The organism is Acinetobacter sp. YH12231 (assembly GCF_013417755.1).
Lineage (GTDB): Bacteria > Pseudomonadota > Gammaproteobacteria > Pseudomonadales > Moraxellaceae > Acinetobacter > Acinetobacter amyesii.
In genome coordinates this window covers 128,508-142,972 of record NZ_VPDJ01000005.1, presented here as the reverse complement: position 1 = coordinate 142,972, position 14,465 = coordinate 128,508, and the positions used below count along the sequence as shown (strand labels likewise).

General features: G+C 41.3%; 10 protein-coding genes. 5 read left to right on the top strand and 5 right to left on the bottom strand.

Annotated features, from left to right (window positions below; all coding sequences use genetic code 11):
• Positions 1-136: 136 nt before the first annotated feature.
• The gene (locus tag FTV11_RS03255; RefSeq protein WP_168379426.1) at positions 137-946 is read left to right on the top strand and encodes a toxin-antitoxin system YwqK family antitoxin; all 810 of its coding nucleotides are present in this window, start codon (positions 137-139) and stop codon (positions 944-946) included.
• A gap of 59 nt (positions 947-1,005) precedes the next feature.
• On the opposite strand, the gene FTV11_RS03250 is transcribed toward FTV11_RS03255, so the two are convergent.
• Positions 1,006-2,712 (bottom strand): diguanylate cyclase, encoded by a 1,707-nt coding sequence (locus FTV11_RS03250; protein WP_180073371.1) that lies wholly within the window; start codon positions 2,710-2,712, stop codon positions 1,006-1,008.
• 1,098 nt (positions 2,713-3,810) lie between these two features.
• On the opposite strand from FTV11_RS03250, the gene omp33-36 reads away from it, so the two are divergent.
• Positions 3,811-4,686 (top strand): porin Omp33-36, encoded by an 876-nt coding sequence (gene omp33-36 / locus FTV11_RS03245; protein WP_180025903.1) that lies wholly within the window; start codon positions 3,811-3,813, stop codon positions 4,684-4,686.
• A 58-nt stretch (positions 4,687-4,744) separates the two neighbouring features.
• Here the strand turns inward: omp33-36 and FTV11_RS03240 are convergent, their stop codons facing one another.
• Complete coding sequence (locus FTV11_RS03240) at positions 4,745-5,440, bottom strand: ion channel (RefSeq protein ID WP_180025902.1); 696 nt, start codon at positions 5,438-5,440, stop codon at positions 4,745-4,747.
• 254 nt (positions 5,441-5,694) lie between these two features.
• Between FTV11_RS03240 and FTV11_RS03235 the strand changes: the two genes are divergently transcribed.
• Entirely contained in the window at positions 5,695-6,069 is a 375-nt protein-coding gene (locus tag FTV11_RS03235) for a hypothetical protein (protein ID WP_180008801.1), read from the top strand.
• An 88-nt stretch (positions 6,070-6,157) separates the two neighbouring features.
• On the opposite strand, the gene FTV11_RS03230 is transcribed toward FTV11_RS03235, so the two are convergent.
• The gene (locus tag FTV11_RS03230; protein WP_180002715.1) at positions 6,158-7,873 is read right to left on the bottom strand and encodes a cation acetate symporter; all 1,716 of its coding nucleotides are present in this window, start codon (positions 7,871-7,873) and stop codon (positions 6,158-6,160) included.
• A gap of 1 nt (position 7,874) precedes the next feature.
• Positions 7,875-8,207: a DUF485 domain-containing protein gene (locus FTV11_RS03225; protein ID WP_078190540.1), complete on the bottom strand. Its 333-nt coding sequence runs from the start codon at positions 8,205-8,207 to the stop codon at positions 7,875-7,877.
• Between the two features lie 181 nt (positions 8,208-8,388).
• Here FTV11_RS03225 and FTV11_RS03220 point away from each other — a divergent pair, with 181 nt between their 5' ends.
• Together FTV11_RS03220 and FTV11_RS03215 are read left to right on the top strand one after the other, a co-directional pair.
• Positions 8,389-11,877 (top strand): PAS domain-containing hybrid sensor histidine kinase/response regulator, encoded by a 3,489-nt coding sequence (locus FTV11_RS03220; protein ID WP_180022766.1) that lies wholly within the window; start codon positions 8,389-8,391, stop codon positions 11,875-11,877.
• 447 nt (positions 11,878-12,324) lie between these two features.
• Positions 12,325-13,074: a hypothetical protein gene (locus tag FTV11_RS03215; RefSeq protein WP_171525947.1), complete on the top strand. Its 750-nt coding sequence runs from the start codon at positions 12,325-12,327 to the stop codon at positions 13,072-13,074.
• Positions 13,075-13,499: 425 nt separating this feature from the next.
• On the opposite strand, the gene FTV11_RS03210 is transcribed toward FTV11_RS03215, so the two are convergent.
• A complete protein-coding gene (locus FTV11_RS03210) occupies positions 13,500-14,150 on the bottom strand; it encodes a response regulator transcription factor (RefSeq protein ID WP_078190543.1) in 651 nt (216 codons plus the stop codon).
• Positions 14,151-14,465 lie beyond the last annotated feature (315 nt).

Here is a 14,465-nt window from a genome sequence, read left to right as displayed (position 1 = left end):
TTCAACAGTCTTGTATCTGTTCCAAACTTAGCATATCGACTATTTATTTTTAAACAAAACATCCTTATGATGACGCCTATCGTGGACTCAACAACGAATAATTTTTAACTTTTTAAAATATAAAAGCATACTAACAATGAATAAATTTATCTTAAGTTTCAGTCTCTTATTATGTCCAATATATAGCTTTGCCGATGGCTATCTAAACGAATACATGGTGCTGTTTGTCTCACAAGAAGACCCTGATCTTAGCCCATGGAAAGATAAGCCGCAGTGTAAAGCCCTCAGTACCCCGACTTCACACAAAGGGATCTATGAAAATCAATATGTCTATGCCAATGGCAATGCCCTAACCACCATCTTTCTGAGCAACAGCAAAATTAAAAATGGTGAATGTGAACATCTAATTCACTTTCCAGATGGTATTCAAGGCTCAGGCGTATTTGAAAGTTTCTTCCCCAACGGCAAATCCCGTAGCCGCATTGCCTATAAAAATGGGGAGTACGAAGGCAAACTCGAGTTTTGGTTTGCCAATGGGATAAAAGAGCAAGAAAGTAGCATCATCAATGGTGAATCTCAGGGGGATTACAAAATTTGGCATCCGAATGGCCAACTGGCTTTTTCTCAAAATTATAAAAATGGTATCGAGCATGGCCTGCGCCAACGCTGGTACAGTAATGGTAAACCGTGGACCTATGCCAATTTTCAAAACAATAAATTGATTGGCGAGCTGAAAATGTGGTTTGAAAACGGCAAACTAGAACGCCAAGGTTATTATCGTAATGGCGTTCGTCATAACAGTTATAAAATTTGGTATGACAATGGGCAACCTGAAGCGGTGCTTCAGTACGATTTAGGCAAAATTACCCAAGCCCAGTGTTGGAATGAAGATGGTAGTCAAATGAACCAACAAGCCTGCAATAAATTATATAAAGATGAAGATTAATTGATTTTTCTAGCTAACTTTATGAATCTGCCAAGATATTTATGAATATCAAGCTGCGTTTAGGCTGAAACACGGTCACGCCCCGCAGCTTTGGCTTTAAATAATGCTTGGTCTGCGCGCTCTAATAAATCGATCCAGCTTTTGGCACCCACTGCAACACCAATACTCACCGTCACGATGAGATCTGCTTCGTCTTCTGCCAAATTGAAATTCACATGCTGAATATCATGCCGTATGGTTTCGGCAATGTGCTGGGCTTTGAGCATATCAATCCCCTCGATCAGGACTAAAAACTCATCTCCACCATATCGCACCACCAAGTCGGATGAACGAATATGTTGTCGTAATTGATTGGCAACATGTTGAATCACCAAATCGCCGACAATATGCCCATAGCGATCATTCACCTGTTTAAAGTGATCAATATCAATCACGATCAGTGCTGTATGTAAAAAGCCTGAATTTTGGCTGTCGCGAAATTTAATATATTCATCTAAGGCAAAACGATTGGCGACATTGGTGAGTGAGTCAGTATTGGCAATATGTTTAAGCTGAAATTCAAAGGCATCACGTTGTTCCAACATGTTTTCAATATGCTGAATGGCATCAAATAAACTGAGATAACCTACTTTGGCAGGTTCAATCACGCCTTGATCCATTTGTCGGTGCCGAGCCAGTTTAAATAACTGATTACGAGCACGAATTAAAGGTTCAAACACCCATTTCTTGGCATAGAACATCGTTAATAATGCAGTCAGTAATGACACGAGCGAGACAAAAAGCGTGAAAATCAATTTATTTCGCGCTTCACGTTGTTCATCCGCAGCTACTTTGAGACTGTAATCTAAAATATAACTTTGCAATTCCACCACTGTGACAAATTTATTGACCATTACATCAGTGAGCTGGGTGCCATCCATGTGATAACGCTGATGTTGAAGACTTTTTTGAGCCAAACCATCAATAATTGGCAAACCTTTATCTAAAAATTCCGTTCGTACCGCATGATGTAACTGTTTAAACTCGGGTGTTTTGTCATGTTCGGACTGCACGACATTGATCAATTCCCATAGATAGCGTGTTTGACGCTGGGTTTGTAAACTCCGCGCTAAATTTTGCTCTGGAATTTCCTGTTGAAATGATACCGCAGCCATAATATTTGATGCGACTCGTCCCGCCTGATCACGTAATTCTGCCAGTAATAAAATCAGCGTGTAATAATTCGATACACGGGTATCTTTACCATGTGAATGATTGACCAATTTCTGCATGGCAATATAGCTTTGATCCCAAGCTTGGAACATCGCCAAAATGGCATGATCCAATTTTTTAGCTTCACGCTGTTGTGTCGGCAGCGCAATATATTGATCGACCGTTTTGCGACCCTGCAACAAATATGGATATAAATTGGACTCTAACTGCTGGGCGATCGGTGCAAAGCCCGTTTCTTTTAAAACTTTCAGTGTATCTTGATATTGCCGATCAACGCCTTGACGATATTCAGCCAACTCAATAATTTTTTGCTCGCGCTGTTCACCTTGACTCGACATTGCACTGTTAGCTGGCGCACGTTCACGAGAAATTTGGTTGGTTAAATCTGCCACCATTTTTAGCATCTGAATTTCTTTCAGCGCTTGAGCATTTTTGAGGTAGTTTTGATAACTGCTCACAATCAGTGGAACACTAATAAATACGATAGACAAGACGATTACTAGCATCGCAAGTTGCAAGCGCTTACTAATATGCTCTGTTCGTAATGTTTCCATCTATTTTATGCCCCACACTTGTTGCATACCCCAACCCACTTATCAACTAAACGCGGGAATATTTAAATTAATGATCAATAATTTATTAATTTATAAAATGAACATTTATACAGCTAAATTCTATACAAATGTGTTGAATCTGTCACATTTTTATCATTTTAAAACGAGATAATTTGCTAAAAAACAGCAACATATTTGAAAGGAATAAATTTTTTTATGAACTTGCTTAAATAAATATTTACAATTGCAATAAATTGGTGCAGAATGCACCGTATTAGGGCACACTAAATTTCTTCCTCAGCAGAATATTTTAGTTTCCCGAAAATTTTGGCTAAAAAATCCTGATTTTCCATGAAAATCAGGATTTTTTTTGTCTGGACCTACTGAACTCGATGATAAATTCAATAATATATGCACCATAAAAGGGCATTTATTTTTATTCCATCTCCGTTTTATCTATAATCTTTGCGGTAAAGTTCCATTTTTAGACAAAAAAAAGCCCAACCTTGGGGAAAGCTGGGCGAATAAAAAACAAATGATGGAGAATCAGGGTCAAAGTCACACTTTTAAACTGTGTGACGACTCGATTGGCAAATTATGAATCAAATAAAACCTGATGTAAAGCCAAGTATTTCACAAGGATATTAAATTTATCACTAAGATATTCATTTAAGTGAAGTAGACCTCAGATTTAAAACAAAAACGTCCATTTACTATGCAAATAAACAGTTTTTGCCCAACAATTCGGCAGTCAAAGCCGCAATTTATCGCTTCAAATGCGTGAAAAGCGTTAGAATTTACCCACTACAATAAATGTTATTTTGAATTAAAATAACAATAATAATTGTTATTTCAGATTGAAAAGTTGTGTATTTTTTCAAGTGTATTTTTTTAATTAAGAATTTAATCAAACTTACTTAATTGTTCTCAATGATTTTTTTTCAGTGACTTATTAGTTAGAGTAAAAACTGAATTTCTTATTATGAAATAAAGATCTGAGTCAGAGACTGAATAATAACCTTTAGGATCATTGACTTAATATATTGTTACAATACAATGCTCAATGTTTAATCCATTTGTAACAACTGGTAGAAAATCATGAAAAAACTCGGTTTAGCCACTGCTTTATTATTAGCCATGACCGGTGCTCAAGCTTACCAATTTGAAGTTCAAGGCCAAGCAGAATACATCGACACAACTACAAATGACAAAGATTTCATTGGTGGTGTTCAAGGTACTTACTACTTCAAAAATGTTGACTCTACAAAAGGTCCTTTAGCAGAAGCTGCATTCTTAAACCAAGCTTCTAACGTAGCTGTTGCTTACAACTACGGCGAAGTTGGTTCACAAGGTGTTGACGTAGTTGCTCATAACTTTGGTGCTAAAGCTGAAGCTTATGTTCCAACTAAAGTTGTTCCTGTATACGCTAGTGCTTCTTACAGCCACACTATCCTTGACAGCAAAAATGCAAACAACACTGATGACAACGGCGACCGTTATGCATTAGAAGTTGGTGCGCTTCCAACTCAAAACTTCTTAGTTGCTGTTGGTTACACTAGCGTTGCTGACCAAGCTGCTGTTGACGCGTTCAACGTTATGGGTAACGGTGTTGCTAAAGCTGTTGCTGAAGCTACAACTATTGGCCAAGACCAAGACGCAATCACTGCACGTGCTAAATATGTTGGCGCAATCGACGACACTAACATGGCAATTGGTTTCGAATCAGGCATCATCTACGGTGATGACACTGCTTACCAATTCAAAACTGATCTTTTCGTAACTCCTAAATTAAGCGTTGGTGCTTCTTACGCTGAATCTAGCTTTGCTGGTACTCCAGACTCAGCTTGGGGCGCGAACGTAAACTACTTCATCACTCCTGCTGTTGCAGTTGGTGCTAGCTATGTAAATGCTAATGCTGAAGAAATTGCGCTTGACACTCAAACTGTTGGCGTAAACGCTAAATTCCGTTTCTAATTCATATTAGATACTGAATACCAAAAAGGACGCATTTGCGTCCTTTTTTTTCCTGCCATTATTTGTCTTTGGGCTCATGGCGTTCCGGTAAATGGGCAATATATTGCAATGCAATTAAGCGTGAAACGATGAGAGCCAAATACATCACCCCACAGAACATTTGAAGCATAGCCAAGACCCGTGCAGGCGCACTCACAGGCATGAGATCCGACAAGCCCGTGGCAGACTGCAAACTAAAACTTAAAAATAATAAATCTAACCACGACTGCATGCCCGGCTCTGCAGAGTTCACAAAACTATCCGGATAAATCAGCTGACAAATACTATAGAGAAAAGCAAAACCCCATGCGATGAGGGTAAATACTGCCCCTGCTGCAAAAAGTTCATCTTTGGTTAAATAGCGATCGGCAAACATATAGCGTAATAAGCCATAGGCTGCACTAAAATACGCACAGGCTTCAAAACCATGCGCAATAATTTGAATATTCGGATGATTTACACCGAGCATAATCAAAGTAGAAAACAATACGGCGCAGCCAACAAAACTCAGTCCTAGAATCGTAAACATTGGAGTTTGGCGAATCACTTTGGCAATGATCAATAGTACCGACACCCCAAGTACCCAAATTAGCGCACGAAAAGACAGACTTTCTCGGGTAATCGCGGTTAAAACCAAGATCAGAAACTGCACCAGTAACAGCCATGCTGAGGGTAAAAGTCTAAAGCTTTTCCAAAAATCCACGAATCCTTGCATTATGTTCAATCTCTATATTTTTTTATCATGCGCTGAAATGATCAATCTGAAGCATCATCAACTGATTGATTTTAAATTAGCATGAAGCAAGTTTCTTCTACTGCAAAGATTTGTTGAGCGTGTCCTGAAAAACATCACATATGCCTACTGTTCTGCCTCAGTTTTTTTATCACCTATGAGCCTCAAAAAGCCTATTGTAAGTTTCAGCATTCAGGCGCACATTTAAAGAAATCTCCTGCGTGGTAGATTTCATTATGAAAAAACATCTCGTATTTGCTCCCCTCTGTCTGCTCATGCTCTCTGCCTGTACACAAAACAGTCCGCTCCTCAAAGGCCATGAAAATTATGTGGGGACTTGGCAAAACAACCACAGTGAATTAGTGATCAAATCGTCGGGCGAAGTGACGTATTACCATCAAGAACATACTGAAAAAAGTATTGCCAACCAAACCTTCAGTGGTGCTGAACAGTCGCGAATAAAAGCCCATTTGAGCAGTTTTGGTGATCAGAGCTTTAGCATCGGTCAGGATAATTTCTCTCAACAATTCACCATTCAGCGCTCGCCTTATCAAGATGATCAAGGCCATTGGAAAATGTCGATCAATGGAGAAAATTATACACGCAAATAGGACAGAGATTTGTCTACAAACCTCTGCGTCATATCATTCACTAAATATAAAAAAAGCCCCTTATTAGGGGCTTTTTAGGCGATTCAGATTAGTGATCTGAAGCACCAGAGATACCAATACCAGTTTGTGAACGTACATACTGTGCATCGAATGCTTTACGCTCAGCTTGTGCTTGTGCTGAATTATCAGTCACAGAGAACAACCAGCAGCAGATGAATGCCAATGGCATTGCAAAGATAGCAGGACCATTGAATGGGTTAATTGGTGTTTCAGAGATTGCGAATGTATCTACCCAAACTGCTTTAGATAAGATAATTAGGGTCACTGCTGTAAGCAGACCTACTAAACCGCCAATCACTGCGCCGCGAGTGGTCAAGCCTCTCCAGAACATCGACAATACAAGCACTGGGAAGTTTGCACATGCTGCTACAGAGAACGCCAAGCCAACCATGAATGCAACGTTTTGTTTCTCGAACAAGATACCTAAAATCATCGCGAAGATCGCAAGACCTAAAGTCGCGATTTTAGACATACGAAGTTCAGATTCTGGCGTTGTTTGACCTTTCTTGAATACGTTTGCATACAAGTCATGTGAAATAGCTGAAGCACCAGACAATGTTAGACCTGCAACAACTGCAAGAATCGTTGCGAATGCCACCGCTGAAATGAAGCCCATGAACAAATCACCGCCTAATGCATCAGATAAATGCACCGCAGCCATGTTGTTACCACCAACAAGCTCTAGCTTGCCAGTTACCGCCATTTTTGCAACATCAAGGAATTGTGGGTTGTTTGAAACGTAAAGGATCGCACCAAAACCAATGATGAAAGTCAGTAGGTAGAAGTAACCAATGAAACCTGTTGCTACAACCACTGATTTACGCGCTTCTTTGGCATCTTTAACCGTGAAGAAACGCATTAAGATGTGTGGTAAACCTGCTGTACCGAACATTAATGCCAGACCTAGAGAGATCGCATCAATTGGGTTCGCAGCCAATTTACCAGGCCCCATAATATTGCCCGCTTCTGCCAAAGTCACTTCGTGAACTTTAGAGAAAACTTGAATAGATTGTGAGAACATTTCAGAGAAGCTGAAGCCCACGCCCTTCATGACCATGAATGCCATGAACGTTGCGCCAGAAAGTAGCATCACTGCTTTAATGATCTGTACCCAAGTCGTTGCCAACATACCGCCGAAGATTACATACGCCATCATCAGCAAGCCAACAATCACAACCGCAATGTTGTAGTTTAGACCGAATAACAATTTGATTAACTGGCCTGCACCTACCATCTGTGCGATTAGGTAGAACGCTACAACCACCAGCGAGCTCATTGCTGCCAATGTACGTACTGGTTTTTCAGCCAAACGGAACGATACAACGTCAGATAAGTTGAATTTACCTAAGTTACGCAGACGCTCTGCTACTAAGAACAATACAATTGGCCAACCCACCATAAAGCCCAATGAATACAGCAAGCCATCAAAGCCTGAACTGAATACCATTGCGGAAATACCGAGGAACGATGCTGCTGACATATAGTCACCGGCAATCGCTAGACCATTTTGGAAACCTGAAATACCACCACCAGCAGTATAGAAATCTGCAGTGTTGGTAGTTTGTTTTGCAGCCCATTTAGTAATTAGCAGCGTAAAACCTACAAAGATGGCAAACATGATAATTGCGTGCCAGTTGGTCGCTTGCTGCTGTGCTTCACCTAAATCTGGTCCTGCCATTGCCATGCTTGACATGAGCAGAGCGGGAGCCGCCAGTGCTGTTGCTTTCAATGAATTCCATTTCATCTTAGTGAAGTCCTTTTTCTTGAGTAATTGCTTCTACTTCACGCATTGCTTCTTCGTTTAATGCATCTAATTTATTATTTGCAATGTACGAATACACACCACAGAGTAGGAATGACAATACAATAATGCTCAAACCTAATGGCATACCAATCGTGGTTACACCACCACTCACGGATTGCATCAAGAACTCTTTGTTATAGCCCACAAGTAGCATGAAGCCGACATAGACCACCAACATGATGATCGTCAAAGTCCAGCTCAACTTACTTTTACGGCTAACCATTTCCTTAAATTTTGGATTCTGTAGAATTTGTTCTACCTGTCTCTCATCCATAATGTTCTCCTTACGCCGAACCTTGGCGCGCAATTTTCTAATTCGAATTATTTCGAAGCTAAACTTACCAATGTTCCTTATCTCTTGTAATTTAGACTTTGGTCGTTAAATTTTGAGCAATAACCTCCCTAAGCCTATGGATGCGTTATCATTAAGCGAGAATTAATATGCTGCAGGCTCTATGAATAGTTGGCTTATCGTCGGGGTATTGGCCCTTTACATCGCATTACTCTTTGTATGTGCATTCTTTGGTGAAAAGCATGCCAGCAGGCTCAGTACTCGCGGCAGAATGCTTCTCTTTAGTCTAACTTTAGGGGTTTACTGTTCATCTTGGACGTTTTATGGCGCAACAGGTGCCGCGGTTCGTGAGGGCATTATTTTCCTGCCGATCTATCTAGGACCGCTGCTATTTGTTGCGCTCGGCTATGATATTTGGCGACGTTTAGGCCGTGTCCGTCAGCATCATGCCATTTCATCGATTGCCGACTTTGTAGCAGCACGATATGGTAAAAGTGGCCCCTTAGCGTCATTAGTCACGATCCTTGCCGTGATTGCCATTATTCCCTATTTAGCCTTGCAACTACGTGCAATTGCCCTAAGTGCAACGGTCATTTTAGAACCGACCGCTGGTCTGACCAGCACCACCAATAGTGTGCTGTTTTTGACTGGTGTATTGGCGATTTTGGCGATGATGTTTGGGACACGACAGATTGCCAATACTGAACAGCACGGCGGCTTAATGTTGGCTGTGGCATTTGAGTCTTTCGTCAAGCTGTTTGCACTACTTGCAGTCGCATTTTTCTTTGTTTTTGAATCACCTGAAAACATGGCTCAAATCAGCCATGACATCAACACCACCTTTAAAGATGTTCAGCTCAAAGGTGTGCCAGAAAGCTTTTGGATTCAAACTTTATTGGCTGCATTAGCGATTATTTGTCTACCACGTCAGTTCCATGTCGCGGTGGTTGAACTGCGAGATGAAAAGCATATCCGTGGTGCTCGTCGTTGGTTTGCCATTTATCTGATTTTAACTATTATCGCGATCATCCCGATTGCCAGTTGGGCGCTGCATGCAGCACCTGCCTACTTGGCAATCCCCGATGTTGCTGTGCTCTCACTGCCTTTGAGTTATAACCAAGACTGGTTGACCTTACTTGCATTTCTCGGTGGTTTTTCAGCTTCGACAGGTATGCTGTTGGTGTCGTCAGTGGCCTTGTCGATTATGCTCAGTAATGACTTGATCATGCCTGCACTGTGGCGTACACGCTTATTGTCACGTCATGACAAACGCCTACCACTCGTACTGAAATTCACACGTCGTGTATGTATTTTAGCGGTCATGTTATTGGGCTTCTTGTTCTTCCATTTCTTCAATGACATTGACCAATTATCGGTATTTGGCCTATTGGCCTTCAGTGCTGTGGCACAGTTTGCACCGGCGTTAATTGGTGGTTTATATTGGCGCGGCGGAAGTAAGCAAGGCGTATATGCAGGTCTGTTGGTCGGCTTTGGCATGTGGGCTTATACCCTGTTATTACCAACCGTATTGCGTAGCCTGCCTGAACAATTTAAAACATTTACCGAAAATCTTTTAAGTCAGGGTCCGCTAGGCTTGAGTTGGTTACGTCCTGAAGCACTGTTAGGGTTTGAATCTTTCGATCCACTTACCCATGGCGTAGTTTGGGCACTGGGTTTAAATATCACCCTCTATATTTGGATTTCCCGCGTCTTCCGTCCAAGTGTTGCCGAGCAAATTCAGGCCGAAAGTTTCTTTTATTATGAAACCAAGCCCCTCCCGGCTCAAAGTACATCAAACGACATCAGCTATATTCACCATGATGTGGCACGCTTAAAAGTAGGTGATCTGATTACTTTGGCAAAACGCATTACCGGTGAAGGTCCAACTATGCGCGCCTTCAACCAGTTCTGCGCACAAAACAATGTCGTTTTGAATGAAAATAGCAGCGCCAACGGCATGTGGTGGCGTTTTACCGAACAGTATCTTGCCGGCACCATCGGTGCGGCATCTGCCCGTACCCTACTCACCACAGCCATGGTCAATAATGGTTTAGCACTCGGTCAGGTCGCCAATATTCTTGACCAAGCCTCACAGTGGCAGCGCTTTAACCAAAACCTGATCATGACCATGATCGACCATATGACTCAAGGTGTGTCCGTGGTTGATGAAAATATGTGTTTGGTGGCATGGAATAATCAATATCTCAAACTGTTTGATTATCCAAAAGACATTGTCTATGTCGGTTGTCCAATTTCAGACTTAATTCGTTATAACGCTGAACGCGGCGAATGTGGTCCCGGTTCAGTCGAAGAACATGTGCGTAAACGTATGCATTGGATGCAAGTCGGCAGCGCACACGAATTTGAACGGATCCGTAAAGATGGCCGTGTAATTCAGATGCGCGGGAACCCAATCGAAGGCGGCGGTTTCGTGACGACCTTTGCCGATATTACTGCATTCCGTGAAAATGAAGCCTTGCTTGAAGGACGTGTACAAGACCGTACGCAACAGTTGGCAGATGCCCTGTCTGAACAACAATTGGCACGTGAGCAAGCCGATAAAGCCAATATGTCGAAAAGCCGCTTTATTGCTGCCGCAAGCCATGACTTATTGCAACCGATGCATGCTGCTCGCCTGTTCAGTACCGCCCTCGAGCAAAGCGTACAAAATGACGATGATCGTAAAACGCTTCAGCAACTAGATCGTGCGCTGCATGGTGCGGAAAGTATGCTCTCTGCCCTCTTGGATATTGCACGACTCGAAGGCGGAACCATTCAACCGAAACGTCAACCTTATCCGCTGCATGACTTACTCAGCGATCTTGAACTGCAATTTAAATCGATTGCAGCACAGCGTAATATCAAACTGACCGTACATGATGCTCAGTTCTGGATTGACACCGACCCACAGTGGATTCGTCGTATTATTCAAAACTTCGTCAGCAATGCCCTACGCTATACGGCGCGTGGTCGTGTTGTGGTGGGTGTGCTACGTTCAGCACGTCCAGGACATATTCGTATTGGCGTTTGGGATACAGGTCCAGGGATCGCGGAAGAACAGCGCATTAAGTTGTTCCAAGAGTTCGAACGCTGTGGACATACCTCTCCTTGGGGCGAACAGGGTCTAGGTTTAGGTTTAGCCATCGTGCAACGCATGACCAGCCTACTCGACTACCCAGTGCATGTGTTCTCAGAACTTGGTCATGGTTCGTGTTTTATGATTGAAGTGCCTGTGGTCGCTGCGCCAAAAGTGGTCGCTGCACCGACTCAAGCGGTTCCGCTGAAGACCAAAGCCTATAAGATTCTGTGCTTAGACAATGATGAAACCATTTTGGAAGGGATGTCGACCTTACTGACCAAATGGGGCTATCAAGTCTTTAAAGCCACTGAACCTGAACAGGCCATGGAGTTGATTCAACAAGAAAATATTCAAGTTTGGTTGGTTGACCAACACTTGAATAACAACAAGATCGGTCTCGACTTTATTTTAGATAACCGTCAGGAAAATGTCCCTGTGGCGCTGATTACCGCAGATTCTGATCCTGAACTACCGCAACGTCTAAAAGAGTTAAACATCGTCTTACTGAAAAAACCATTGAAACCGGCTTCACTGCGTTCATGGTTATCTGGTTTAAAAATTTCAAATCAGTAGCGTTGTTACAGGACATCGCTCTGTGAAAAGTAGCCCATTTCATTCACATGAAATGGGCTTTTGTTTACCTTGCTTTTACTTAAACTTACCTAACTGGCAAAAAAATTTGTCTCAACGGCAAGACCATTCAAAATAGCCCCGATATTTCGTCTATTTATTAGCCATAAATATCAAATTAAGATTGCCTATGGCAAAAGATATCGAATGCGTGAGTGAACACTTGTACACTTAGTTACAATTAAAAATCTATTTGATTTAAATCATATTTTTATAACCAAAAATAAAAACTAAAACTTTAGTCGTATATTTAGCTGCGGCCGTTCGTTTTAAAAATATTCATAAGAAGTTGATCAGTTTCAAGCCAATTCAAGAAGCGTCATAACTCAACACTTGAGAAGCTGATCTCCCCCGCATATTAGGAGTGATCTTGTGAATATTTCAGAAACAATGCCGCATGGTTTTGATCAAAATCTACAGTTTCATCGTCAGTATGGTGCCAATGCCATTTTGCCAGAGATCGATTGGCGTCAGCTATTTAAGTTCAGCAAATTAAGTGATGTGCAAGTCGAAGCGTTGGAAACACTCTATCGCAGTGCCGTTCCTCTCGCGTTACAAGTGTTTGATGAACTGAATTTTGATGTCTTTGCGCCGAATGCCTACAAACCTCAAGGCCTTGGCTTATTCGATCGACTGGCAGAGCAAGAAGACCTACTGCTGCAAAATTTAGAAGCAGAATCCAATGGCTTAGGTTTGGACACCCGTCATCAGATTTGGAGCATGCTACTGCGTGGTGGTGCGGTCTTAGTATTTAAAGCTTGGCTCGGTAAAGTCAAAACCGACAAAAACCAGCTGGATAAAACACAGTTTGATGAATTATCCGATTTACTATTTATTAAAACAGCGCCATTTGAATTGGCACAACGTTTAAATGTTGATGCCAACTCCAAGCAAGACCATATCTTCCTGATGTATGACAATGATGTTTATCTGGACCGTTTTAACAGCTTAGAAACCGCAGCTCTATTTGTGGATTTGGGTGTTTATGATGCTGCTTTCCTGAGTTTACGTGATGACCGTGTCGCGGATTATCTCAAAGCGCGCGGCTATGTGTCCGATGAACAAATTGATGAATTACAATGTGCGCTCAACCCTTTGTACTGTACCGATCTGACGCCTAAGCAAGACTATATTGCTTAAGTTATTGTTGAAGTTGTTTATATAAGGTATTAACTGATGTTACGCAGTAACATCAGAAGCACAATTTGATTCAAATAAAAGAACGATACGCGGTAACGTCATCCGCAAGTGTTTGAGACAGGACGACTTCTAATCACAAATGTTTTTGCGATACTTTGAATAATTTGGCGCAAGTGAACGAGTTTTGCGGATGACAATGGTTTTGGGTACTTTTGCCGAAACAAAAGTACCTCCAGCCGAAGGCTGATCCCTTTATTTAATCCCTAGATGTAAGACTCCGTCGAACTGACTTAAAAATCATTTTAAAAATGCGAAATTACTTTTAGGTGCGTAATATCAGTTATTGGTTTAATTCGCATTGTTCTATCGCTTAAACAGCATAAAAAAAGACCTCCACGATGGAGGTCTTTTTTTTGAAAAAATCCTTAGATTTTCTTTTCTTCAATATTCAATGCATTAATTGCCAATACAGCTTGAGTTCGGTTTTGTACGCCTAACTTACGGAAAATCGCCGTTACATGCGCTTTAATAGTTGCTTCAGATACATCTAACTCATAGGCAATTTGCTTATTCAACAAACCTTCCGCCACCATCATTAACACACGGAATTGTTGCGGTGTTAAAGACTGAATACGTTCTGCCAATGCTGTTTCATCTGCAGCACGTGGGTCAAAGTTCATGTTGGCAGGTAAATTTGGTGGCAACCAAATCTCGCCTTCTAAGACTTGACGAATCGCTTCACCAATGTGGCTTGGATGCGCAGATTTTGGAATATAACCCATCGCACCATGTGCAATCGCACGTTGGATAATCGACGCTTCTTCATGCGCAGAGACCACAATGATTGGAATCGATGGATATTGTGCGCGAATATGCACCAAGGCAGAAAAGCCTGAAGCACCTGGCAAGTTTAAATCCAATAACACAAGATCAGGCTCAGGGCCATTTTCAAGACGTTCATAGCATTCATTGACTGCTGCAGTCTCATGAATTTGCGCCTGAGGCAAACTATAACGAACCGCCTGAATTAAAGCATGACGAAACAGCGGGTGATCATCAACGATTAAAATATTCATAAGCAACGTGAGAGATCTTGTGCACAATGACCCTATTCTAACCACACATGCTATGTGAAGGATATGCAAGAACTTATTTTTTTGCATTTAAAATGTAGATTTTCACCTAAAATGCGTCTTTTTTCACATTTTCTATAAATCTTTAAATCTAATCATATTTTCATATAAATTTTATCAACACAGTAAAAATGCTTATATCTAAGCATTATATGTTGAAATATCAACAGTTTAAAATTCGAAATTTCACGAATCTTGTGATTTTTCCAATATATCTAAAAATCAGATAACTTTTCTGATTTTCGTTATTTTACAGTG

Excerpts from the sequence above, each read along its gene's own strand:
- FTV11_RS03235 (WP_180008801.1), top strand. The coding sequence starts at position 5,695 with ATGAAAAAACATCTCGTATTTGCTCCCCTCTGTCTGCTCATGCTCTCT.
- FTV11_RS03225 (WP_078190540.1), bottom strand. The coding sequence starts at position 8,207 with ATGGATGAGAGACAGGTAGAACAAATTCTACAGAATCCAAAATTTAAG.
- FTV11_RS03210 (WP_078190543.1), bottom strand. The coding sequence starts at position 14,150 with ATGAATATTTTAATCGTTGATGATCACCCGCTGTTTCGTCATGCTTTA.
- FTV11_RS03255 (WP_168379426.1), top strand. The coding sequence starts at position 137 with ATGAATAAATTTATCTTAAGTTTCAGTCTCTTATTATGTCCAATATAT.
- FTV11_RS03250 (WP_180073371.1), bottom strand. The coding sequence starts at position 2,712 with ATGGAAACATTACGAACAGAGCATATTAGTAAGCGCTTGCAACTTGCG.
- FTV11_RS03230 (WP_180002715.1), bottom strand. The coding sequence starts at position 7,873 with ATGAAATGGAATTCATTGAAAGCAACAGCACTGGCGGCTCCCGCTCTG.
- FTV11_RS03240 (WP_180025902.1), bottom strand. The coding sequence starts at position 5,440 with ATGCAAGGATTCGTGGATTTTTGGAAAAGCTTTAGACTTTTACCCTCA.
- omp33-36 (WP_180025903.1), top strand. The coding sequence starts at position 3,811 with ATGAAAAAACTCGGTTTAGCCACTGCTTTATTATTAGCCATGACCGGT.
- FTV11_RS03215 (WP_171525947.1), top strand. The coding sequence starts at position 12,325 with ATGCCGCATGGTTTTGATCAAAATCTACAGTTTCATCGTCAGTATGGT.
- FTV11_RS03220 (WP_180022766.1), top strand. The coding sequence starts at position 8,389 with ATGAATAGTTGGCTTATCGTCGGGGTATTGGCCCTTTACATCGCATTA.